We start from the raw sequence: 23,829 nt of genomic DNA, 5'->3' as shown, positions 1-23,829 counted from the left end.
TCATGCTCACTTCCTTTCCCCATTCTGTGCTCTGGCTCCCGCGCAGACCTCCGTTATCTCCTGGGTAATTGCCGCCTGCCGCGCCCTGTTATATAGAACAGACAAATCTTTGATCAGGCTCTGTGCACTGTCAGTAGCAGATTTCATTGCCATCATACGGGCATTATGCTCGCTGGCATAAGCCTCCACCAGACAGCCATAAACCATACCCGTCACATAATTTGGAACAATGCTGTCCATCACTGCTTCCGCCGAAGGATACAGTTCAATCGCTTCTCGGTACATATTCAGAGGCATTTTCATTTCACTGAAATCACTTCTTTCCAGAGGAAGGAGCTTTACTGCCTCTGCATCTGCCTGTACCGAATTTTCCATTCTGGTATACACAATGTAAACCTCATCCAATTCTCTATTCTGAAACTGTTCTAAAATCTTCGCGGAAATGTTCCTTGCCCGGTGCATCGTTGGTTTCTGAACTGTATACTGAAAATTCGTATCAATTTCAATCTCTTTCTTGGAAAAATAATGCCTGCCAAGCTCTCCCACCACAAAAAGCTTGTGTTTTCCCGGCTTTGCCAGAATTTCTTCCTCCAGCTTTATCACATTGTGATTATAGGCTCCCGCAAGGCCTTTATCTGCGGTGACCACAATGGAACCAATTTTCCTCTCCTCTTTGGGCACCCCCTCACGCCTGTCAAAAAAACGGTGCGTCAATTCCGGCAGGTGCCGCAAAATCCTTGCAATCTCTCCTTGCAGTCCGTAAAAATATGGTTCTGTATCCGCTAATTTTTTCCGCGCCTGTGTCATCTTAGAAGAAGAAATCATATACATCGCATTTGTAATTTTCATCGTGTCTTTGACACTGTTGATACGTTCCTGTACTTCTTTTATATTTGCCATGTGCTAACACCTGCTCTTTTTAAATTCTCCGGCTGCCTCAACAATCTTTTCTATCAATTCTTCCGTCAGCGCTTTGCTTTCCTCTATCTCCTGTCCGATTTCCGGATGTTCTGTCTCAAAATATGCGAGCATTTCCTTCTGGAAAGATTTGATATTTGCCTTGTCTACACCAAGCAATACTTTATGCGTAGCTGCACATAATGTAATCACCTTTTCATGCAGGCTCAAAGGGTGGCATAGCGGCTGTTTTAAAAGCTCCATCAGGCCGCTTCCGTATTCCAGCTGTTCCTTCGTCGCCGCATCCAGATCGGAACTAAACTGAGTAAACACTTCCATTTCCCGATACTGTGCCAGATCAATACGGATACTTCCAGATGCTTTCTTCATCGCCTTTGTCTGTGCCGCACCACCCACACGAGATACAGACAGTCCCACGTTGACAGCAGGCCTCATACCTGCGGCAAATAGATCGCTTTCCAAGAAAATCTGCCCATCCGTAATAGAAATCACATTCGTCGGAATGTATGCAGATACATCTCCTGCCTGTGTCTCTATAATCGGCAGCGCTGTAATGGAGCCGCCGCCTTTTTCTTCACTCAGACGGCTTGAACGTTCCAAAAGTCTGGAATGTAAATAGAACACATCTCCCGGGTACGCCTCACGTCCCGGAGAACGTCCAAGCAGAAGAGACAAGGCTCTGTAAGCCACCGCGTGCTTCGACAGATCGTCGTATACAATCAATACATCCTTTCCCTGGTACATAAAGTATTCTGCCATTGCTGTACCGGCATAAGGAGCAATATACTGCAGCGGCGCACAATCACTCGCCGTCGAGGACATAACAATCGTATAGTCCAGCGCCCCATGACTTCCAAGTGTATTAACCACCTTTGCAACTGTAGAAGCCTTCTGACCGATTGCTACATAAATACAGATGACGTCTTTTCCCTTCTGATTCAAAATCGCATCCAGCGCAATCGAAGTTTTTCCGGTCTGCCGGTCTCCAATAATCAGCTCTCTTTGACCGCGTCCGATCGGGAACATCGCATCTATAGAAAGGATCCCCGTCTCCAACGGTACACTGACCGATTTCCGGTCGATAATTCCCGGCGCTTCCTGCTCGACAGGCCGATAATCGTCTTCCTGAATCGGACCTTTTCCGTCGATTGGAGCTCCCAGCGCATCCACAACTCTTCCAATGTAGCTTTCTCCTACCGGAACGCCTGCCTTCTTTCCTGTTCGGGTTACTTTCGTTCCCTCTCTGATGCCGGTATCATGTCCAAAAAGGATACACCCTATCTCATTTTTCCGGACGTCCTGTACCATACCCTTTAAGCCTGTATCGAAGGTAACAATCTCCCCATACATCGCGTGGTCAATTCCGTAAATGGTGGCAATTCCGTCGCCAACTGCGACAACCGTTCCGACTTCGCTGTCTTTTGCCATACTATCAAAATTTTCTATCTCCTCTTTTAAGATAGAGATAATTTCATCTGAACTGATTGCATTCACCTTGTTCACCTCCAGGTCAATTTTTGTTCTAATCTGTCTAATCGTCCTTTCAGACTCCAGTCATACTCCTCATTGCCGACAAGCAATATAAATCCGCCCAGCAGACGCGGATCTTTACGAATCGTGAGCTTGACTTCTACAGCGCTGTATTTCTTTAAAAGAAACGCTTCTATCTTCTTTTGCTGCTCTTTATCCGGAGGCTCTACACAGATAAGCTGTGCATGGATGATCTGTTCCTTCTCATCTGAATATCTGTCATAGGCAGCAAATATATCTGTAATCAGATTCATTCTATGGTTTTTGCATACAAGCTTTAAAAAATTTCTTATTTCTTCCGGAAAAATCCTGCCAATCACTCTCATTTTACTGCAGTCGGCAACCACAGGATTTATAAACACATCATAGAGAATCGGCGTCTCTTTTAATATATCCCTTGCCTCCTGTATCACTTCCTTTGAAATCGGAAGCTCATACAATACTCTGGCGTACCGTATCGCTGCTGCCGGTATCTGCCCTGTACTATTTTTTGTCTGGGTCATCAAAAGCTTCACCTACTTCTTCTAGAAACTGATTATAAATTTCCTGATTTCCTTGATTCTCTGCCTTTTCTCCTACAATTTTGGCAGCCGCATTTACCGCCAGGCCTGCAATCTGGGACTCGAGCTCGTGTATCGTCTGTTCCCGCTGTACGCGGATAGATTCTTTCGCAGACTCCATCATATCTGCCGCTTTCTCGTCAGCTTTTTGCAGGATTTTCTCATATTCCTCTTTTGCCTGTCTCTGCGCCTTCTCAAGGATCTTTGCGGACTCCTGTTTTGCGCCGCTTAAAGCCTTCTCATATTCCTGCTTCATTTTCGCCGCGTCATCCTGTGCGTTCCGCGCGTTTAAAAGCCCCTCCTCGATGAGCTTCTTTCTTTTTTCCATGATCTCTGTCACAGGCTTAATCAAAAAGTGCCTAAGCAAAAGATAAAGAACAACAAGATTTATAATGGTATAGAGAAGGTTCATATTCAGTTGCAGCACCTGTCTCACCCGCCTTTCCGTTATTGTCTTTATTTTAAGAAGAAAATAATCAACAGACCGATAATAAAGCCATAAATCGCCGTCGCCTCTGCAAGCGCACATCCAAGAATCAGCGTTTTACTGATTTTTCCTTCTGCCTCAGGCTGTCTGGCAATCGCCTCTGTAGCCTTCGCTGTTGCAATTCCAATGCCAATTCCTGCTCCAATACCTGTTAAAACCGCAATACCTGCTCCAATTGCAATAATTGTTCCCATACTATTCAATCTCCTTTTTCTTTAATCTTATTTACTCCATTTCCTCATTCATAAACAGCGCCGTCAGAAATACAAACACATATGCCTGAAGCAGTCCGTCAAATATATCAAAATAAAAGCTTACCGGAATCGGAATGATAAGAGGTACAAACACCTTCAAAAGTTCCATTACCACAAATCCGGCAAGCATATTGCCGAACAGACGCATACAAAGAGACAACGGCCTGATTACAACCTCCAGTACCATAATCGGCGCTACAACCGGTACCGGTTTGGCGAAATGTTTCACCCAGTGCTTTAATCCATTCTTATGTATGCCTGAAAATTCAATCAGGCACATACTCATAATTGCCAAAGCCGCCGTTACATTCAAATCTTTTGTCGGAGGCTTGAACCCAAACAGTGGCATAACCGCATTAGAAATCCCCAGATAAAGAAGAACAGTTATCAGATAAGGGATATATCGTCTGTTCTCTTTTCCGATAATTCCTTCAAAGAAATCCTGCGCCCACCCTATAGCGGATTCCAGTGCAAGCTGCACTTTGCCGGGATTTTCAACCTTTAGGTTTCGTACCAGTATCACAGACGCAATTACCAGAACTGCCATAATGATCCAGGTGACAACAACGGACTCTGAAATACCGCCTAAAACCGGAAGGTCAAACACTGTTTCACAGTTTAATTCTTCCATTAATTTTTCTGTTAAATCTCCCGTATCACTTCCTCCTTTTCTTCTTAAATTCATGCAGAACAAAGTGGAAAAGCCCACTTCAACTTTCCTGCCCCCTCACTCTTGAGGGGCTTGTCCGCTTTGCGCGCCGCCGCAATACCGCAAAGCGGTAAAATTTCGTTATTGCGGCGTGCGCATCCTGCCCGGAGGGCTTTTTGTATAATAGGAAATTTATCAAAATTTCCTATTATACAAAAAAGAAGCCTGTTCTTTCCTGAACATATGCCCCTCCAGTCTTTTAAACAACCCTTGTCCAAAAGACATTTAAAGGTTACGCGCAATTTGTTGATTTGTCAACAAAAAAATTCAGTCCTTTTCAAAAACCGAACTCAGTCGGTTTTTGCACGAATTTGTCTGTATTCAAAATCCTCATTTCGCTATTTTTATCTATTTTGCCGCTTCTTCATTTCTAAAAACACCCTCTTTTATTTTTCAATTGCACAACACACAATATTCTATTTTTTTCGTCCTATATTTTTGTAAAAAACGCCCAGAAATCTGTCTATTATTTCACAAACTTTCCCCCTATATCTTTTCTAAATTTGTCTTATAATAGAACTAACACCTGCATATGCCTGTACTGATAATACACAGATATTGCTGACTTTATATTCCGGAGGTTTTTATGCGATTTGAACATAAAAATAGATTCCGCAGTTTTTTCCTCTGCGGAATCTGTCTGTTCTTAAGTGAAATATTCAAACAATTACTGCTTACCTTCGTCGTAAATGGCGGAAGCTATTACTGGTGGTATCTGCCCTTCCAGCTATGCAGTATTCCTATGTATCTTATGCTTCTGCTGCCGTTCGTGCCCCTCAAAATACAGGAAAGCTTCCTTGTCTTTCTCTCCACTTTCGGTCTTTTAGGCGGTATCGCCGCCTTTGCCGACACAAGCGGGCTGCACTATCCTCTCGCCTTGCTTACAGTTCATTCCTATCTCTGGCACTTTGTCCTAATCTTGATCGGCCTGTATGCCGGATTTACATTATTTAAGCAGAGAGCGTTCCGTCTGCGTGTTCCTGCTTTTGGAATAACGGTACTTCTATACCTTGCCTGCTGCACCATTGCAGAGTGGATCAATCTGACCTTCGATTCCTTTGGCACAATCAACATGTTCTATATCAATCCAGACTATTCTATGCAACAGATCGTATTCCGCGAGATTGCAGATACGGCAGGAAACCTTACTGCTATCCTTCTATATATCCTTTCGACGATATGTGGTGCTTTCTTTCTGTTCCTTATGTGGAGGCTTATCTGGAAACGATGTAAAAAAGCACTTCCGGCGGACAAAAATTTTTAAGGAGATAAGACGTAAACACAGCCTTCCTACGCGCAGCCGCCTGTCAGCTGTCCTGTGTTTTCTTTCCCTCCCTGACCGCTTCCTCCGATTCTTTTTCCTTTCGTCCTTTTTGTTCCTCCGATTCCTTTTCTGCGTTTTCCGCGACAATCCGCAGAAAATCTCTGTCACTTTTCTTTCTGCGCGGAATAAACCGGCGTGCGACTTTTCCTTTTCCTCTGCTCTTTACATAGAAAAAGCCGATCACAGAAAAGACTGTCGCCCCTATAAAATTAACAATCAAATCATTCATTGTATCAATCAAGCCAATATCTAAATATCCTCCAAGCCCAAGCTCTTTTCCATTTACGGCTGTGCTGGAAATATTGTCAATGATTGCAGGAACATTATGCCCCGCCGGATCCAGCGTCACAGAACGAATCACATGGATTACCGTATCCTTCTGCATATCATAGCCCAGAATCTGATCCATTCCAAATTCAAAAAATTCCCATATTACCCCGATCGTCATTGAAAAACAAAACGCCACGATAGCCATAAATACCGGAGACAATGTAAAAGATGTCCTTTCACTGCGATTTAATAAATCTACAAGGGAAAATCCGATTGCCGCGGCGAGAAATCCATTGAGCGTATGCAGTACTGTATCCCAGAATGGAAACATCAGATAAAATTCGCTGATCTCTCCTAAAATCTCCGCGGCAAATATAAAAACAAGAATAATAATCTCTAAGGTCGTCGGCAGCTCGATTTTAAATGTAACCTGTACGAAACTCGGTATTACAAGCAAAAGCAAGGTCAATGCACATAGAAATACATTTTCATAATTCCTGTTTAAAATCTGCAGAATCATCATTGCTATAACAAGGAAACGCAGCACAAAATACACGATAAAGGAACTCTTATGCTCCCGCAGCTCCATGCCAAGCGCTTTCTTGAGATTTCTAAGACGTCCGCCCGCCCGTCTTTCTTCTCTGCTCTGTTTTTCTTCTTTGTTCTTCATCTAATACCATACTTCTCCGTTTTTTCCTTTTATTCTATCACACTCCTATTTGAAAGTCACACAAAAAAGACTCCTCTTATCTTAACCTATCTACCAGCGGTTGTTTCTGAAATTTTCTTACCATATATTCCGTAACCAGAACGGGAACCAGAAGGATAAATGCCGCATATCCTAGGAAATACCAGACAGGGAATACAAAGTGCATATAGTCCGCCCCGAAATAATTCATAATCTGTATCATAGCGTATCCTGCCGCTGTTCCCAGTACCAGTGATACAGCCAGATTTCCGGCTGCCAATATAAGCCCTTCCATACGCAGCATTTTACAAAGCTGCCGCCTCGTCATTCCCACAGACTGCAGCATGGCAAATTCATGGCTCCTCGTCAGTATATTCGTAATCAGAGTATTTAGAAGATTGAGCAATGCAAACCCTATGATAAACATACTAAGTCCCAGCATAACAGAAAACAACGTAGTAAACTGCGATTTTGCGATTAGTCTTTGTTCCTCCAGCGTCCCCAGCGATAGGTAAGGGTATTGTTCTGTTATATCTTTTAGTTCTTTTCCAACCTGTGTTTCTTTTTTCTGATCCGTCTCAACAATCAGCTCTGCATTCAGGTTCAGCCCTTTTGTCATACTTTTCAGTGTCTGTTCTGGAATCAAAAAGGAAGTAAAGGTATCTCCTGGTTCCTCGTCAAAGTCGTTTGCATCTATGATACCCATAATTGTAAATTCCTTCTCCCTCTCCTCTTCTCCGTCGTACCAGGACAGCTTCACTTTATCTCCTGGTTTGAATTCCCACCCGTAGACTTCCTCCCAGGCTCCTCCCCGGGTAAAGAGAATCCCATCCTCTTCTACCATTTTTTCATAAGTAAAATCTCCGGTATGCTTCAATTCCTTTAATTTTTCCATACGCTTTTGGGGAAAGCTTCTTACATTGTCGTCTCCTTCCTCCTGGGTGTCGTGGGCCTCCCAAGATACTTCCAGCCTTTGCACCGTATGCATGTTCTTCACACCGTCTGTTTTCTCGATCTCCTGCAGCAGCTTTTCATCCAGAGGATGTTCCTTTTGAAGCTGAGTCTCTCCATGTTCGGCTGTCTCTGCCACATTATAAGAATAGCCTATTACAAATTCTCCATATTTATATTCTCCCTGCCTTGCGTATCCCTCCAGACTGGTAGAGGTCACAAAAAATGCCGCCAGCATATAAAGTATTCCGCCGATACCAAGAGAAATCATTGTAAGTACTGTTTTTTTCTTATTTCTTGCATTACTCATAACAGCAAGACTCGTCGGCGTAATCTTTCTTGCCAGTCTTATAGTCCGGCTGCCCGACTCTTTCCTTTTCTTTTTCTTCTCTTCCCCTGTATAACCGGAATATTTTGCCGCTTCCACCGGAGAGACAGAAGCTGCCTTCTTCGCAGGCTTCTGCACAGAAATTAAAACAGTAATTACATCTGCTACCGTCACAATTCCCGCTGCAATCAACGTGTGTACAATGTCCCAGCCGCCCGGCCGTATTACATAGCTGACCACGCCGCCGACAAGCAAGCCAATCGGAATACCCAGCGCACTTAGAAACAGTCCTTCTATCCGTACCATTCTGCGAATCTGCCTCTTTGTCATGCCTATCGTCCGAAGCTGCCCAAACTGGCGGATTCTTCCTACTACAGAAAGATAGAATACACTATAGATGACAAGTACACTGACAAAGAGAAGCCCGATACCTGCACAGATGACTACCATCATTTGTTGCATTGCCATATCTCCTCCCGGAAGTGCATCCAAGAAGAAATTATTGATATTCATATCTTTTCTTGTAACGCCACAGTCGTCCCCAAAGCCATAAACCAGCTCCTCAAACGCCGGCTGCGTCATCTCATCTGCTCCATAAAAGCAGACGATCCCTTCCCATGGAACTTCCTTTAACTGGCTGCCCTCTCTGGCATATGCTTCCGAGAACAACACCGTATAAAGGGGCTGGTTTTCCTCTGTGTGGTAAATGCCAGAGATACGATAGTTCTCTGTTGTACCGTCCAGCCATGTAAAAGAAACCGTTTCCCCCGGAGTCGCCTTTATTCCCGCCAGCTTGCAGTAAGCATCCGAAAGCATAATCTCCTCTGTCTTCTCTGGTATTTTCCCCTCTGTCGGAGTCACTGTGTCTATTTCTATGCCTTCGTTTTTCAAGGGAGCTTTTCCATACGCCGCAGGCTTAACCATGTTCCCGTCCACCTCGACAGCCTGCCCTTCTTTCATGGAAAGCACATATTGGCTTCGTTCATCCTTCGCCATCTGTGCAAGCTGTTCTTCCTCCAGATTGTAATAAATAGCATGCTGCATGCGTGCGACCGTCCGTTTTGTCTCTGTATTCATTCCGACATAAAACAGGGACATCACCATCAGAAGGCTGACAGACAATACAATCGTCAAAATTACAAAAAAGTCTTTCATTTTGCTGCTCTTTACACTGCGTACAGCTAAAGACCAGACAGATCTCCTGTTATTATTCGAAGAGATTCTCTTGCTGCGGCTCATACTGTCCACCTGCTTTCCATGATTTTTCCGTCCTCAATCCGGATAATCCGGTCTGCAGTCTGTGCGATTTCTTCATTATGTGTGATCATCACCACCGTTTGATGAAACTGTCGGCTGGATGTCTTAATCAATCCGATCACATCCTGGCTGGTCTTTGAATCCAGGTTCCCTGTCGGCTCATCTGCAAGCACGAGTGCAGGTTTAGACGCTAATGCACGCGCAATCGCCACTCTTTGCTGCTGTCCGCCTGACAGATTGCCCGGCATCTCTGTCAGCCTTTCTTTCAGTCCCAAGAGACTGATAATTTTTTTTAAATAAAGTTCGTCTGGTTTTCCTCCGTCTAAGGATACCGGAAGGATAATATTTTCATAGACGTTTAAAATAGGAACTAGGTTATAGTTCTGAAAGACAAATCCGATCCGGCGTCTTCTGAAAATAGTCAGCTTCTCGTCGCCCATACCAGAAAGCTTTTTTCCCGCAATTGTAACCTCTCCTGCAGTAGGTATGTCCAGACCTCCCAGCATATTTAACAGAGTAGATTTTCCACTGCCACTCGTCCCAACGATTGCGACAAACTCTCCATCCTCTACTTCCATGGAAACACCGTCTAATGCCCGCACTTCATTTGCACCTGTCCCATAGTATTTCTTTAAATTTTCCGTAACCAGTATACTCATTTTCTGACACCTCCATCTTTTAGTTAGAGGATAACAGGCAAATGTTTCAAAAACCTCTCAAAAATGAAAAAAGAAACAGAAATTTCTCATCCGACATTCTGAAGATATACAGTAACCTGCGTTCCTTTTCCCTCTTTTGACTGGATTTTTAAATATCCGCTTTCTTTCTCTATGATTTCTCTTGTCAGATACAGACCGATTCCAAGTCCTTCCACGTGTGCTGCACGTTCTTCTCTGTAGAACCGTTTACAGACATCATTTATATGTTCCGGAGCAATTCCTGTGCCCTCATCTTCTATCTGGATTTTTGTATACATTTCCATACGCTCTGAACGTATCCGTATCGTACTTCCCGCATCTGAATATTTGACCGCATTGTCCAGAACATTAAACAATGCTTCCAGCGTCCATTTTTCATCACAGAACAGTTCCGTATCCTCTGGACAGTTTATCTCCACCTTTATTTTCTTCTTTTTCGCGTTTGCCCCAATGCTTTCTTTCGCATCCTCCAAAAGCTGCATAAGAGGTACCGCATCTGTATGCAGATGGAGTATATTCTGCTCCAGCCTGGACATTTGTATTAATGCCTGTACAAGAAAATCCAACTTGCCCACCTGGTTTTTCAGCACTCCAAGACACATATCTCGCTCCCTCTCTGAAAGCTTCGGATTTACCGCTGTGTCACAGTACATAACTACATTCGCGATAGGTGTTTTCAACTGATGGGAAATGTCCGAAACAATCCCTTGTACTTTCTGCTTTTGTCGTTCGCTTTCCTGTGCATGGAAGGCAGTTATCTCCTGCAGCCGCACCAGTTGCATCTGTATTTTTGACAACAATTCATCTGACTCTGTCTGAAACGTATTCTCTGCGTCTCCCTCCAGAATTTTATCAATACTGGAACAGACTGCCTCTGTAAAAAGAATATACTGGCGCCGCATATACAGCCATATTGCGCCTGTAATGAAAAGCACACTGCCCAAAGCTACTGCTGTAATTCCCCACTGACTCATCTTTTTTTCTCCTCTGTCCACTGGTATCCTGTTCCATAAACAGTCCGGATATAGGTATATTCTGCATCTGAAATCTTTGAACGCAGCCTGCTGACGAAAATCGTCAGCGTATGTTCGTCCACAAAGTCCCCCTCCTTGTCCCAAAGCTCTTCCAGCAAGGCGCCCCTTGTAAGGACGATCCCCGAATTTTCAAGAAATTTACGCAGCAGTTTGAATTCTGTCGGCGTCAGAGTCAGCTCCTTCCCGCTTTTCCAGACTTTATATGCCTGGAAATCTATTTCCAGGTTTCCCGTTTTCTTACGGTTCTCTTCCTTTTTTCCGGCAGCATATCTGCTAAGGACAGCACGTATCCGCTGTATTAAAATCTGTACATGAAACGGCTTCGTGACATAATCATCTGCCCCGCTTTCAAACCCTTCCATCATATCTGTATCCATATCCTTTGCAGTCAGAAAAATAATAGGAATATCCTGCTTTTCTCTTAATTTTTTTGCAAAAGAAAACCCATCTCCATCGGGCAGATTGACATCCAAAAGAAGTAAGCTCCATACTTTTGATGTAAGCTTTTCTTCTCCTTCTCTTAAATTCTTCGCCGTCTCCGCCGCAAATCCGGCAAGGGAAAGATTCATCCTTACTCCCTGCGCCAGAATTTCATCATCCTCTATGATCAAAATTTTTTCCTGACTCATGATATGCCTCCTTTTTCTTGCACTTTTTCTATCCCCCTGCTACACTTAGCTTTTGTAGGAGGTATACGTTATGAAGCACCCATTTGACTATGAAGTTCTGTACAGCGACAGAAAAACTACGGCAATTCAGATTACCCCAGAGGGAACAGTGCGGGTGCGCGCTCCCCGCCGCTGCCCGAAATCCTTTATCGACGCCTTTCTCTGCGAAAAAGAGGGCTGGATCTTAAAACATCTGTCACAGATACAAAAACGAACCTCTGACAGGGTATCTCCACACCCGCTTACCCAAAAGGAACGAACGCATTATATACAGATGGCACGTGATATTTTCACCGTAAAAACAGCCTATTATGCAAAGCGGATGCACGTTACTTACCACCGTATCTCTATCCGGGAACAGAAAACGCGGTGGGGAAGCTGCAGCAGCGCCGGAAACTTAAATTTCAACTGGCGCCTCATTTTTGCTCCTGAAGAGGTTTTAGACTATATTGTTGTGCATGAACTTGCCCACCGTATAGAAATGAACCACTCCAAAGCCTTTTATGCCATTGTAGAGCAGGTGCTGCCGGATTACAAAAAAAGCCAGAAATGGTTAAGAGAGAATGGGCATTCCCTGTGGAATCCCGTCTAATCGGGTTCCCCTGTTCTGACAGATTCAGCCTGCCAGATTCCACTGTTTTAAGCATTGATATACAAACGAAACAGGCAGCCCTACCACATTATAATAGTCGCCCTCGATCCGTTCTATAAATGCCGCAAATTTCCCCTGGATTCCATAAGCGCCCGCTTTGTCCATCGGTTCCCCAGAGGCGATATAGTCTTGTATTTCTTTCTCTGTCATAGCATGTACATACACGTTTGTCTTTACGGCTCTGTTTACCGTCTTTTTCTCTTTCCCTTCAAAATACAAAAGTGCTGTTCCGGTATATACCTCATGGCTTCTCCCTTGTAGTTTCTTTAACATGCGAAAGGCGTCCTCTTCTCCCTGTGGTTTTCCCAGAATCCTTCCGTCCTGTACAACCACCGTATCCGCCCCGATTATCACTTTGCCTGCACGCTCTTCTTCCTGCATATTTTCTGCCACATGCTCTGCCTTTAGAAGCGCCAGCTCTTTTACAATCTCTTCTGGAACTGTACTGTGATAAATTTCTTCCTGTTCACTGACCCTGACGTCAAATTCTATTCCGATCTGCGCAAGTAGCTCTCTGCGTCGGGGAGACCCAGATGCAAGTATCACTTTTTTCATCTTACTCTCTCCTTTTTCTTTTTGTCGCCAATTCCAAAATGTATCATCAACAGCGATACAGCCAGCACAGGTACACTGAAAAACATCAGAATCACGAACGCCCAGTCTGGCAAAAAGGCATTTTCAAAATCCACAAGTACCGTTCCGGTCAGATTATATAGAAAATGCATAACCATAGGTACCAGAAGGCTGTCGTATCTCCAAGCAAGATAACCTAAAATAAAACCTAAAACCGCTGCATAAACTCCCTGCACCAAATTTTGGTGAAAGATTCCAAACAAGACCGCCTGTATCAGATTTGCAACGACAAAAGCCGCACCTGCACGCTGCAGATATTTCATAATCAGCCCCCTGAATATAATTTCTTCTGCCAGGGGCGGCAAGATAAGCGTACTGAACACCCACAGGAGTGAATACTGCATCATGCTTGAGCCTTCCACCAAATCATTATAATCGCTTAGTGCCTCTGGACTGATAAGCTGAAATAATAAAAATATAAGAGAGGTTGCGTGCTGCATTGCCAATGTAAGCAGGAACGTCCAGCCAAAGCATGCCAAAGACACCCTCTTTGTACTTTTTCTTAGATATACACCTGTCCCTTCCTTTAACAATACTGTGAGATAGAACCATATGCCGAACAAAAAGGCGACAGGCAGATAGATCATCACGGAGTAAAAATTCATATGATCCATCAGGAACGTATACACAATGTCCACGCCCTGTTCCCCTCTAAGCAGCATTCCCTCTATCATCGCAAGAAACGACCAGAAATAACTAAGTCCGTTCATAAGGCACATTACAGCTATAAATACCAAAGCTGCATACAGATAATTGATTTTTTTCTTCATATGTGTTGTTCTCCTTTTTGGATATAACCTATCTTATGTATCTTTCCCTCTTTTGTCAATCTGCCGCTTTACCTCGCTATCCTTTTCGTCTATGATAGATACAAAGAGCAGCTTCTGCTTTTGTGTCTGTCTGGCGCTGAAAATAAATGTGCAAAAGAAAGGATATTTTATGCTGAAAATCATTTTGTCTCCGGCCAAAAAAATGAATGTCTATGATGAATACCCCTGTGAGCTGACTGTTCCTGTCTTTTTGGACAAAACCAATATCTTGATGAAACTTTTAAAAGAGCAGTCACTGTCTGATTTGCAAAAGCTCTGGCAGTGCAGTGATAAGCTTGCACAGGAAAACTATCAGCGGCTCCACACATACCACTTATCTCAAAATATGACCCCTGCACTTCTCGCCTACGAGGGAATCCAGTATCAATACATCTCCCCTTCTGTCTTTTCCGACATGCAGTGGGAATACGTAAACCGGCATCTAAAAATTCTGTCAGGCTTCTATGGTATTCTGCGTCCTACAGATGGAGTGATTCCATACCGTCTGGAAATGCAGGCAAAGCTAAAAACCAATACATTCCAGCGACTCTATGCTTTCTGGGGCAGTTCCCTGTATGAAGAGCTTTCCAGAGAAGGTACGGATGAAATTATCAACTTAGCCTCCGCCGAATACAGCAAGGCAGTCCTCCCTTATATTCCCCCGCACATACACTGTGTAACCTGTATCTTCGGGGAAATGATAAACGGAAAAGTAAAGGTAAAAGCAACACAGGCAAAAATGGCCCGCGGAGAGATGGTGCGGTGGATGTCAGAAAAACAGGTTACAACGTCCGGAGAGCTCACCGGCTTTTCCTCTCTTTCGTATCATTATCGTCCAGAGCTGTCCACGCCGGAAGAGCTTGTATTTATAAAGGAGAAACATCCCTCCCTCTGATGTATCCGGTTACTCCCCGATTCCTCTGGAAATACAAAATTCCATAAAATGCGCCGCCTGTTCTTTTTTCTGTATTTCATCCGTATAAATACAGTAGAAAGCCTCAGATTCATGGAAGGAGTCTATATAGATTTCCGCAAGCTCTCCTTTGTCCAGCTTTTCTTTAATCACACTTTTAAACAAAAAAGAAATCCGAGGTGTTTCTTTTAAGTAAGAAAGAATCGAAACCATACTGTCCGACTGCACAGTGATCGAAAAATCGTTTAACGTAAGCCCCTGTCTTTTTAATTTTTCATTTAGTATCCGGTACGCATGAGAATCTTTTTCCCAATAGATAATATTCTGGTTTGTCAGCTCTTTAAAGGTAGCAGATTTCCAAGCCAGCGGGTGAGCCGGACTGCACACGCAGCATATCTGCTGGCTTCCGATCAGACAGTGGGGCAGCTCCGGACATGTCTTTTCACTGTCCACAACCGCAAAATCCAACTCTCCGGCGCGCATCTTTCTCTCCAATGTATCTGTCCGCCCAATCACAGAATGAATATTTAAAAAAGCATATTTTTCTTCATATTCCGCTGTTAAATGCGGCAGAATAAATTCTCCTACAGCAGGCACTGCTCCTACGGATACCGGAGGCGTTTTCTGACCGAGAGATAAAATCCCACGCCGGATAATCCGAGAGGATTCTAAAAGTCCGGTTACAGATTTAAAAAGATATTCTCCTTCCTTTGTCAGAGACATTTTTCTTTTTTCATAATGAATCAGCTTGACCCCGTAGTAATTCTCCAGATACCGGATATGCTGTGAAACAGCGGGCTGTGTCATATGCAAATTTTTCGCTGTCTTTGTATAACTTTTAGAATCACATAAATCCATAAATGTATGCAGCCTGAAATCCAGCATTTCCCCACCTCCTACTCCATCATTTCTTTCCATTATAACAGTCGCTATATATAAATACAATTTATAAACAACATAAAAATATTTTATTTGAACAATTTTTATAAATATTTTAAAATTAAAGAAAATTCATATATTTTTATAAAATTTTCAAAATTATACTTGTGCAAAGGAGTGTTATTTTAAAAATTTACTTTTTATAATAACACTCCTTCTGCCTTTTATAATGACCGCGTAAAGGAGGACTACATATGGATTCAAGCAACAAACACGATATCCCCAAATTCAACTCCGATGATGAAATTATCGAGTACTATGTGGCACAAAAGCATCCTAAAACCTTTAGTCCCGCTATATTGTTCATCATCCTTCTGACATCTATTCTGGGAGCAATTATTGGTATGGAACTGATTGTGGAATTCGGACTTAGTACCAACACTTCCATTATCGGAGCGCTGATCGCAGTTCTAGTCGGCATGATCCCTATGAGGTTTACGCGGCAGTTCCGCAATATTCATACGCAGAACATTATCGAGACGGCAATCTCCTGTGCAACCTTCGGAGCCGGAAATGTACTTCTCGTCTGCGTCTCTGTTATCTGGGTATTTGATCAACCGCAGATGTGCACCGGAATTCTGATAGGCGGTATCATTGCCTTTTTAATCGACATTACTATGATGTACTGGATGTTTGATACCCCGCTTATGGGCGCCAATGAAGCATGGCCGATCGGCATTGCGACCGCAGAGACCATTCTCGCCGCCGCTGAGCTGGGTAAAAAGGCAGTCCTTCTTATTTCCGGAACAGTCGTCGGCATTGCTGGGACCTACTTTGGGCTTCCTATGGATATTATTGGTGTCTGTGGGCTTGGAAATATCGTAGCGCTGACCGCATTTTGTATCGGACTTCTCTGCAATGGCTACTGGGACAGACTGTTTGGATATGCACTTGCAGATTATTATGTTCCCCAGGGTGTCATGGTAGGCGCCGGACTTGTGGCCCTTATTCAGGCCGGCATCCTGATTGTGCGCCGCTATAAAAACAAACGCGAACAGAATCTCTCTGCTGCGGCCTCCGAGCACAGTGTGGAAGAGACTGCCGGTATCGAAGAGGCAGAAACCATTCTGGAACCAGAATTAGAAGCTGTCTCCGAAATTCAAAAAGAAATCAAAGAAGAAGTCCAGGAGACAAAAGAACAGTCTTACGTCTACTCCCGTTCCACAGAGGATATGTCTAAAGCTATGTTAAAAGGCGTCGTCCTCTATACAATCGGTGCAATTATCATGGCAGTTATCGGAGGGCTTTTTGCAGAAATGAGTACAGGTATGCTGGTCATCTGGGTTATTTATGCAATGATTGCCGCACTGGTGTCTGAAATCCTTGTCGGAATATCTGCCATGCACTCCGGATATTTCCCCGCAATGGCAACCGTTATTATTTTCCTTGTGCTTGGAATGTTTATCGGATTTCCCCCTTATGCGCTCGCATTCCTCGCGGGATACGCGGCATGTACAGGCCCCGCCTTTGCAGATATGGGCTACGACTTAAAAACCGGCTGGATACTGCGCGGAAAAGGGAAGCACGCCAAATTTGAAGTAGAAGGACGGAAACAACAGTATTTCGCTGAAATGTTAGGGGGAGTTGTCGCAATCGTAGCTGTTGTCCTCTTTTACAAAGCATACTTTGAAGCAGGAAGGATTCCTCCTGTTGCCTCTGTCTATAAATCTACGATTGAAGCAGGCGTAGATCCGATCGTGCTCAAATACATCTTAACCTGGGCAGTTTTAGGCGGGGTCATCCAGCTCATCAGCGGTCTGAAACGCCAGATTGGTATCATGTTTGCGGCAGGACTTTTGATCACCAATCCGGTAGCCGGAATTGCCGGTCTGATCTTCCTGGCAATTCGGGTAGTGATCGAAAAACTGTTCGGTGATGAAGGAAGAAAAAATTTAAATGTTGTATCTGCTGGCCTAATTGCCGGAAGCGCGCTTTTCTCCTTCTTCAGCAATACCTTTAAACTGTTTAAACCAACCTCAAAATAATTGTTTTTCTTAAATCTTGTCTTTCAAAGCTGCGCCGCCCTTTTTGTATTTTTTAAGAGGGCGGCACAGCCTTTTTGATTTTTATACAGTCTTTATACCTTTCCTCTTATTCTTTATACGCTTTTTACAACAGGTGAGGTAGAATCAGAGCAAACAAAAAAACAAAATAATAGATTAAAGGAGACATTATGGACAGAGAAGACAGTGAACCTAAGAGAGATTCTATCTTTACAGGAGCAGGCACCGCCATTATCACCCCAATGAACGAGGATGGTTCCATCAATTACAAAAAAATGGAAGAGCTCCTCGAATTCCAGATCAAAGGACATGCCGATGCGATTATCGTTGCCGGTACAACTGGAGAATCTGCCTGCTTAAGCACAGAAGAGCATTATGAACTGGTTCGTTTTACCTGTGAAGTTGTAAACAAACGGGTCCCGGTCATAGCCGGCGCGGGCTCCAATCACACTGCCCACTCACAGCTATTGTGTGAAAATGCAGAGAAAGCCGGTGCAGATGCCTTACTTCTCGTAACCCCTTATTATAATAAATGTTCCCAAAAAGGGCTGGTCATGCATTATGCTGCATGTGCCAAGGTTACAGGCCTTCCCTTTATCCTCTACAATATTCCGTCGAGGACAGGTGTGAACATTCAGCCTTCTACATATGAAGAGCTGCTTCAGATTCCAAATGTACGTGCGGTCAAAGAAGCAAGCGGAAATTTCTCACAGCTTGCCAAAATTGTTTCCCGTTATGGAGATCGGCTGGATATTTATTGCGGAAATGATGACCAGGCAGTATCAGCGCTGGCACTTGGTTCAAAAGGAATTATTTCTGTACTTTCCAATATTTGTCCGGAAGCAGTAAGTGAACTTTGTGCTTCCTATTTTTCCGGAAATGTACACCACAGTGAAGAGCTTCAATTAAAATATGAAGCGCTGATCGAAGCTTTGTTTTCCGACATCAACCCGATTCCAGTAAAAACAGCAATGGAAATGATGGGCTTTGAAACCGGGCCTTGCAGACTCCCGTTATGTCCGATGGAGCCGTCAAAGGCAGAAGAATTGAAAAATTGTCTAAAAGAATATCATTTAATATAAATTCCATGTAAATAAACAGGAGGATTTTAATAATGAAAAAAGAACTGATTATTTTTCAAGATACACACCCTAAGAACCAAACAGAGATAAAGAAAAGTATTGAACATTTCTGTAGGGAACACAGTTTGGAATACCGTTTTCTTCCGCGAAAGGGAGCTGTCTGCTTCTATATGGACGGGGAATTCTACAAAACGAAAATAGAAAAAGAGACATTGGACGGCCCTGCGTACTGGATGATCCGCTGTCAGTGCCAGTCCAAAGCTGCAAAAGCATAAATACAGATTCTTAATATTACCGGCAATCTTCGCGTCCGCAGAAGTTTCCTTCTCGTCTTATCTATACTTCTGATGGGGGTTGCCGGTTTTTTTGTACATTTTTTTATATACTTCAAACACCAATCCTATTTTGTGGTTTGTTGTGGTTTTTATTTCTTTCACATGTGGTTTTATACCAGTTTCTTGAAATCTTATATTGCTATTCCCCTGTGATTATTGTATAATACCCATATAAATATCGTTTGTAAGGAGAACAAGCCAAAATGAAGCGTTCGAAACGAATCGAAGCATTGGACAGGCGTCCGGTAAATCTGGACGGTTATATCAATGAGTGGCCGGAAATGGGCTTTGTTGCTATGAAAAGCCCCTACGATCCACACCCTTCCGTCAAAGTCGAAAATGGAAAAATTATAGAACTGGACGGAAAGAAAAGACAAGATTTTGACTTTATTGACCAATTTATTGCTGACTACGCGATCCATATAGAACGCGCTGAAGCTTCCATGTCTGTCTCTTCTCTGGATATTGCCAGAATGATTGTAGACATTCATGTTTCACGCAGAGAAATCCTGGATTTAATTTCCGGTATCACTCCCGCGAAAATGGCGGAAGTAATGAATCACTTAAATGTCGTGGAGCTGATGATGGGCATGCAGAAAATCCGCGCGCGAAGAACGCCGGGGAATCAGGCTCATATCACCAATCTGAAAGATGATCCGGTACAGATAGCTGCAGACGCCGCAGAAGGCGCTTTAAGAGGCTTTGCCGAAGAAGAAACGACAATGGGTGTAGCACGTTACGCTCCACTAAGCGCAATGGCGCTTTTGATTGGTTCTCAGGCAGGGCGTCCCGGCGTGCTTACCCAGTGTTCTGCCGAAGAAGCGACTGAGCTGGAATTGGGAATACGCGGACTGACTACCTATGCGGAGACTTTGTCTGTATATGGTACAGAAAAGGTCTTTATCGACGGAGATGACACGCCTTATTCTAAGGCTTTCCTAAACTCCGCCTACGCTTCCAGAGGGTTAAAGGTTCGTTTCACCTCCGGCTCCGGTTCAGAGGTACTGATGGGAAGCAGTGAGAAAAAATCTATGTTGTATTTAGAATGCCGGTGTCTGTATGCCACAAAGGGCGCCGGAAGCCAGGGGATTCAAAACGGCAGTGTAAGCTGTATAGGAGTCACCGGCTCTGTTCCTTCGGGAATCCGAGAAGTGCTGGCCGAAAACCTTGTAGCGGCTCTGCTTGGGCTGGAATGCGCTTCCTCTAACGATCAGAGCTTTTCCAATTCTGATATGAGAAGAACCGCGCGTACTATGCTGCAGTTTTTACCGGGCACGGATTTTATCTTCTCCGGTTATGCCGCAGAACCAAATTATGACAATATGTTTGCCGGCTCTAACTTTGATGCCGAAGACTTTGATGACTATAACGTATTACAGAGAGACATGCAGGTAGACGGAGGCCTTCGCCCTGTTACAGAAGAAGAGGTCATCCGCGTAAGAAACCGCGCTGCCAGCGCGGTGCAGGCAGTTTTCCGTAATCTTGGGCTTTCTCCTGTCACAGACGAGCAGGTGGAGGCGGCAACCTATGCACATGGAAGCAAGGATACGCCTTCCCGCGACGTCACCGCAGATTTGATGGCTGCGGAGGATGTCTTAAAAAGAGGGATTACCGGTATCGACGTCGTCCGCGCTCTTGCAGAATCCGGCTTTGAGGATATTGCCTCCAGCGTTCTTAATATGCTGAAACAGCGTGTGGCAGGCGATTATATGCAGACAGCCGCAATATTAGATAAAGATTTCCATGTTCTTTCGGGAATCAACACACCGAACGACTATATGGGGCCGGGCACAGGGTATCGTGTAGAGGGTGAACGCTGGGAGGAAATCAAAAAAATTCCTCACATTATCAACCCGAAAGATATATAGGAGGTTGAGAAATCATGCAGATCAATGAAGATTTAATCAAACAGATTACAAACGCCGTCCTGACACAGATGGGGCAAGCCGCTTCTTCTGCCAGTTCTCCTTCTGCTTCAGATACTTCTTTATCAGAACAGCTTCCTTCTCTGGCCGGAAAAGAACGCATCAATGAAGAAAAAACTTCTTACCGCGATTATCCCCGCGCCCGCAAAGGCACTGACCCAAAGGAAGTCGTGATCGGCGTCGGGGCCGCTTTTCAGAAGGAAATTACGAAAACTATCAGTGGAATTCCTCTGAATGACGTCCTTCGAAATGTAAAAGCAGGGATTGAAGAAGAAGGTATGAACCCAAGAGTGGTTAAGATACTGGATACCTCTGATGTGTGCTTCATGGCGCTGGAGGCGGCAAAACTTTCTGGTTCCGGTATAGGCGTCGGTATCCAGTCAAAAGGGACAACGGTTATCCATCAAAGAGATTTGTATCCTCTCTCCAATCTGGAGCTATTTCCGCAGGCTCCTCTTATGTCACTGGAAACCTACCGTCAGATCGGGAAAAACGCGGCAAAATACGTCAAAGGAGAGCAGGTCATACCTATCCCCTGTACCAATGACCCCATGTCTCGTCCAAAGTACCAGGTAAAGGCGGCAATCATGCATATCGCAGAGACAGAACAGTTAGATCCCGAAGTAGGAATCATTGAATGGGAGGGAAAATAGATGCAGTACCCTTTAGGTGAACACGAAAAAGAGCGTATCTCTTCTAAGACAGGTAAAAAACTAACCGACATCACATTGGATGAGGTTATGAAAAATCATATCTCACCGGATGACATTAAAATATCCAAAGAAATACTTCGCGCACAAGGGCAGGTGGCAAAGGAAAACGGGAACGCTCCTATGGAAAAAAATTTTGAGCGTGCCGCAGAACTGGTGGATGTTCCAGATGACGTTATTTTAAAAATGTATGATAAGCTGCGTCCTAACCGTTCCACGAAACTAGAGTTAGTAATGATGGCGCAGGAGTTATTGGAAAAATACAATGCCAGAAACTGTGCAAGGCTTGTCATGGAAGCCGCCGAAGTGTACGAAAAGAGAGGGATTTTGCTTTGAGATTAATCGCCGGAGTTGATATTGGAAATTCCACAACAGAAGTCTGCGTGGGAGAAGTTTCGGAAAATGGAACCCTTACCTTTCGCGCTAGTTCTTCATGCCCTACAACCGGAACGAAGGGTACTGTCGAAAATGTACATGGCATAAAAACTGCTCTTAACCAGGCAATGGAAAAGATCGGAAAAGCTCCGGACAGTCTGCACTGCGTCCGGTTAAACGAAGCTGCTCCTGTTATTGGGGATACCGCGATGGAAACACTCACAGAAACGATTATAACCGACTCTTCTATGATCGGACACAATCCTTCTACCCCTGCCGGAGCAGGACAGGCAGTAGGTGAAATTCTGGTATATGATAATCTTATGCGGGCGGTAAAGGATACTCCTTATATCGTCGCTGTATCCCGCGAGCATCCCTATGAGGAAATTGCTGCTCAGATCAATCTTCTCGCAGAGCGCCTCCAAATCACAGGACTGATTTTGCAGGCAGACGAGGCGGTTCTTGTATATAACCGTCTGCATAAAAAGCTGCCCATCATTGATGAGGTTCTGCATATCGACAGGCTGCCGGACGGAGTTTTGGCGGCAATCGAGGTTGCGCTCCCCGGACAGACGATCCATATGCTTTCCAACCCGTATGGAATCGCCACATTGTTACAGTTAAATGCAGAAGAGACCCATACCGTCACACCGATCGCCAAAAGCCTGATCGGGAAACGCAGCGCGGTTGTCTTAAAGACTCCCGGCGGAAATGTGCACGAAAATGTTCTTCCTGCCGGTGAAATTTATTTAAACGGTAAAGAAACAATTTCTATTAATTTGGATGAGGGTGCAGAAAAAATTATGAAAGCTGTATCCGCTGCCGGAGACATATATGACATCAGCGGACAGGCCGACACCAATGTCGGAAATATGTTTACCCGCATCAAACAGGGAATGCATCAGCTTGATCCCGGCTCTTCGTCCGATATACGCATTACAGACATCCTTGCTGTAGATACGCTGGCACCTGTTCTCATTTCCGGCGCTCTCGCCGGGGAGACCTGTCTGGAAAAAGCAGTCGGGATTGCCGCCATGGTAAAGACCCAGAAGCTTCCCATGCAGGAAATTGCAGCGCGTCTGAAAACGGAACTGGGTACAGACGTCACTGTCGCCGGAGTAGAGGCTGTCATGGCAAGTCTCGGCGCTTTGACTACACCGGGTACGAAGCTGCCTCTCGCTATTTTAGATATGGGCGGGGGGTCGACAGATGCCGCTGTTATTTCCGAAAATGGACAGGTGACAATGACGCACCAGGCAGGCGCCGGAGAGCTAGTCTCTATGCTCATAGAAACAGAACTGGGACTTGGGGACCGCCGTATCGCAGAGCAGATAAAGAAATACCCTCTTGCAAAGGTAGAAAGCCTGTTCCATATGCGGATGGAAAATGGACAGATGACCTTTGTAGAGGATTCTATCGATCCTCGCTTTTTTGGCAGGGTCATTCTTCTGACAGAAAACGGATATGTACGTATAGAGCAAGATATACCCATGGAAAAAATTGTACAGGTACGGCGAGATGCAAAACGGAAGGTCTTCACCGCAAACGCCTTCCGCGCACTGAAAAAAGTAGCTCCATGCCACGATCTAAAAAATATTTCCAATGTCGTACTGGTAGGCGGTTCTGCGCAGGATTTCGAGATACCGGAAATGTTGATGGAAGCATTTGCCGAATACCGTATTGTATGCGGACGCGGAAATATACGCGGTACAGAAGGGCCACGCAACGCGGTTGCGACCGGACTTGTTCTCTCCTATATCGGCAAATAGATATAATC

25 protein-coding genes are annotated in these 23,829 nt (G+C 44.4%); 10 read left to right on the top strand and 15 right to left on the bottom strand.

Annotated elements, in window-relative coordinates:
• Positions 1–6: 6 nt before the first annotated feature.
• Genes atpG through ACZ5C4_RS03000 form a run of 6 tightly spaced genes read right to left on the bottom strand, consistent with a single transcriptional unit; the run spans position 7 to position 4,380 of the window.
• Positions 7–900, bottom strand: a complete 894-nt coding sequence (atpG, locus tag ACZ5C4_RS03025) for an ATP synthase F1 subunit gamma (RefSeq protein WP_464519739.1) — start codon at positions 898–900, stop codon at positions 7–9.
• A 3-nt stretch (positions 901–903) separates the two neighbouring features.
• Entirely contained in the window at positions 904–2,421 is a 1,518-nt protein-coding gene (gene atpA / locus ACZ5C4_RS03020; RefSeq protein WP_464519738.1) for a F0F1 ATP synthase subunit alpha, read from the bottom strand.
• Positions 2,418–2,951, bottom strand: a complete 534-nt coding sequence (atpH, locus tag ACZ5C4_RS03015; RefSeq protein ID WP_464519737.1) for an ATP synthase F1 subunit delta — start codon at positions 2,949–2,951, stop codon at positions 2,418–2,420. Before atpH ends, atpA begins: the two co-directional genes overlap by 4 nt.
• Positions 2,932–3,435: a F0F1 ATP synthase subunit B gene (gene atpF, locus ACZ5C4_RS03010; RefSeq protein WP_464519736.1), complete on the bottom strand. Its 504-nt coding sequence runs from the start codon at positions 3,433–3,435 to the stop codon at positions 2,932–2,934. Before atpF ends, atpH begins: the two co-directional genes overlap by 20 nt.
• 29 nt (positions 3,436–3,464) lie before the next feature.
• Positions 3,465–3,689: an ATP synthase F0 subunit C gene (atpE, locus tag ACZ5C4_RS03005; protein ID WP_178058253.1), complete on the bottom strand. Its 225-nt coding sequence runs from the start codon at positions 3,687–3,689 to the stop codon at positions 3,465–3,467.
• Between the two features lie 31 nt (positions 3,690–3,720).
• Positions 3,721–4,380 (bottom strand): F0F1 ATP synthase subunit A, encoded by a 660-nt coding sequence (locus ACZ5C4_RS03000; RefSeq protein WP_464522295.1) that lies wholly within the window; start codon positions 4,378–4,380, stop codon positions 3,721–3,723.
• A 664-nt stretch (positions 4,381–5,044) separates the two neighbouring features.
• On the opposite strand from ACZ5C4_RS03000, the gene ACZ5C4_RS02995 reads away from it, so the two are divergent.
• The gene (locus tag ACZ5C4_RS02995) at positions 5,045–5,722 is read left to right on the top strand and encodes a TMEM164 family acyltransferase (protein WP_464519735.1); all 678 of its coding nucleotides are present in this window, start codon (positions 5,045–5,047) and stop codon (positions 5,720–5,722) included.
• A 43-nt stretch (positions 5,723–5,765) separates the two neighbouring features.
• On the opposite strand, the gene ACZ5C4_RS02990 is transcribed toward ACZ5C4_RS02995, so the two are convergent.
• The 5 genes from ACZ5C4_RS02990 to ACZ5C4_RS02970 form a co-directional block, all read right to left on the bottom strand.
• The gene (locus tag ACZ5C4_RS02990) at positions 5,766–6,722 is read right to left on the bottom strand and encodes a DUF2238 domain-containing protein (RefSeq protein ID WP_464519733.1); all 957 of its coding nucleotides are present in this window, start codon (positions 6,720–6,722) and stop codon (positions 5,766–5,768) included.
• Positions 6,723–6,798: 76 nt separating this feature from the next.
• On the bottom strand, positions 6,799–9,258 hold the full coding sequence (locus tag ACZ5C4_RS02985; RefSeq protein ID WP_464519732.1) for an ABC transporter permease: 2,460 nt from the start codon (positions 9,256–9,258) through the stop codon (positions 6,799–6,801).
• Complete coding sequence (locus tag ACZ5C4_RS02980; RefSeq protein ID WP_186876335.1) at positions 9,255–9,935, bottom strand: ABC transporter ATP-binding protein; 681 nt, start codon at positions 9,933–9,935, stop codon at positions 9,255–9,257. The genes ACZ5C4_RS02985 and ACZ5C4_RS02980 overlap by 4 nt, the downstream gene beginning before the upstream one ends.
• Positions 9,936–10,021: 86 nt before the next feature.
• Positions 10,022–10,948 (bottom strand): sensor histidine kinase, encoded by a 927-nt coding sequence (locus ACZ5C4_RS02975; protein ID WP_464519731.1) that lies wholly within the window; start codon positions 10,946–10,948, stop codon positions 10,022–10,024.
• Entirely contained in the window at positions 10,945–11,637 is a 693-nt protein-coding gene (locus ACZ5C4_RS02970) for a response regulator transcription factor (protein ID WP_464519730.1), read from the bottom strand. Before ACZ5C4_RS02970 ends, ACZ5C4_RS02975 begins: the two co-directional genes overlap by 4 nt.
• Positions 11,638–11,707: 70 nt before the next feature.
• Here ACZ5C4_RS02970 and ACZ5C4_RS02965 point away from each other — a divergent pair, with 70 nt between their 5' ends.
• Positions 11,708–12,268, top strand: a complete 561-nt coding sequence (locus ACZ5C4_RS02965) for a M48 family metallopeptidase (protein WP_464519729.1) — start codon at positions 11,708–11,710, stop codon at positions 12,266–12,268.
• Between the two features lie 24 nt (positions 12,269–12,292).
• On the opposite strand, the gene ACZ5C4_RS02960 is transcribed toward ACZ5C4_RS02965, so the two are convergent.
• From ACZ5C4_RS02960 to ACZ5C4_RS02950, 3 genes are read right to left on the bottom strand one after another with little or no spacing between them, the layout of a single operon-like run.
• Positions 12,293–12,883 (bottom strand): Maf family protein, encoded by a 591-nt coding sequence (locus ACZ5C4_RS02960; protein ID WP_464519728.1) that lies wholly within the window; start codon positions 12,881–12,883, stop codon positions 12,293–12,295.
• The gene (locus tag ACZ5C4_RS02955; protein ID WP_464519727.1) at positions 12,880–13,731 is read right to left on the bottom strand and encodes a lysostaphin resistance A-like protein; all 852 of its coding nucleotides are present in this window, start codon (positions 13,729–13,731) and stop codon (positions 12,880–12,882) included. Before ACZ5C4_RS02955 ends, ACZ5C4_RS02960 begins: the two co-directional genes overlap by 4 nt.
• 33 nt (positions 13,732–13,764) lie before the next feature.
• A complete protein-coding gene (locus tag ACZ5C4_RS02950; protein ID WP_464519726.1) occupies positions 13,765–13,914 on the bottom strand; it encodes a hypothetical protein in 150 nt (49 codons plus the stop codon).
• Between ACZ5C4_RS02950 and yaaA the strand changes: the two genes are divergently transcribed.
• The gene (gene yaaA / locus ACZ5C4_RS02945) at positions 13,901–14,665 is read left to right on the top strand and encodes a peroxide stress protein YaaA (RefSeq protein WP_464519725.1); all 765 of its coding nucleotides are present in this window, start codon (positions 13,901–13,903) and stop codon (positions 14,663–14,665) included. The two genes, ACZ5C4_RS02950 and yaaA, sit on opposite strands and share 14 nt — an antisense overlap.
• 9 nt (positions 14,666–14,674) lie before the next feature.
• On the opposite strand, the gene ACZ5C4_RS02940 is transcribed toward yaaA, so the two are convergent.
• Positions 14,675–15,568, bottom strand: a complete 894-nt coding sequence (locus ACZ5C4_RS02940) for a LysR family transcriptional regulator (protein ID WP_464519724.1) — start codon at positions 15,566–15,568, stop codon at positions 14,675–14,677.
• Positions 15,569–15,816: 248 nt separating this feature from the next.
• Between ACZ5C4_RS02940 and ACZ5C4_RS02935 the strand changes: the two genes are divergently transcribed.
• The 7 genes from ACZ5C4_RS02935 to ACZ5C4_RS02905 all read left to right on the top strand — a co-directional run bounded on the left by ACZ5C4_RS02935 (position 15,817) and on the right by ACZ5C4_RS02905 (position 23,821).
• A complete protein-coding gene (locus ACZ5C4_RS02935; protein WP_464519723.1) occupies positions 15,817–17,607 on the top strand; it encodes an OPT/YSL family transporter in 1,791 nt (596 codons plus the stop codon).
• A gap of 188 nt (positions 17,608–17,795) precedes the next feature.
• Entirely contained in the window at positions 17,796–18,707 is a 912-nt protein-coding gene (dapA, locus tag ACZ5C4_RS02930) for a 4-hydroxy-tetrahydrodipicolinate synthase (protein WP_415930739.1), read from the top strand.
• Positions 18,708–18,739: 32 nt separating this feature from the next.
• Positions 18,740–18,982 (top strand): DUF4318 domain-containing protein, encoded by a 243-nt coding sequence (locus tag ACZ5C4_RS02925; protein ID WP_415930738.1) that lies wholly within the window; start codon positions 18,740–18,742, stop codon positions 18,980–18,982.
• 263 nt (positions 18,983–19,245) lie between these two features.
• On the top strand, positions 19,246–20,910 hold the full coding sequence (locus tag ACZ5C4_RS02920) for a propanediol/glycerol family dehydratase large subunit (protein WP_464519722.1): 1,665 nt from the start codon (positions 19,246–19,248) through the stop codon (positions 20,908–20,910).
• Between the two features lie 14 nt (positions 20,911–20,924).
• Positions 20,925–21,620 carry a propanediol/glycerol family dehydratase medium subunit gene (locus ACZ5C4_RS02915; RefSeq protein WP_464519721.1) on the top strand — a complete coding sequence of 232 codons (696 nt, stop codon included), beginning with the start codon at positions 20,925–20,927 and terminating at the stop codon, positions 21,618–21,620.
• Positions 21,621–22,013 (top strand): diol dehydratase small subunit, encoded by a 393-nt coding sequence (locus tag ACZ5C4_RS02910; protein ID WP_464519720.1) that lies wholly within the window; start codon positions 21,621–21,623, stop codon positions 22,011–22,013.
• Positions 22,010–23,821: a diol dehydratase reactivase subunit alpha gene (locus ACZ5C4_RS02905; protein WP_464519719.1), complete on the top strand. Its 1,812-nt coding sequence runs from the start codon at positions 22,010–22,012 to the stop codon at positions 23,819–23,821. The genes ACZ5C4_RS02910 and ACZ5C4_RS02905 overlap by 4 nt, the downstream gene beginning before the upstream one ends.
• The last annotated feature ends 8 nt before the right edge of the window (positions 23,822–23,829 follow it).

It is taken from the genome of Mediterraneibacter flintii (assembly GCF_055387595.1).
Note: the sequence above shows the minus strand (reverse complement) of the source record. Positions and strands in the feature narration are given on the sequence as shown.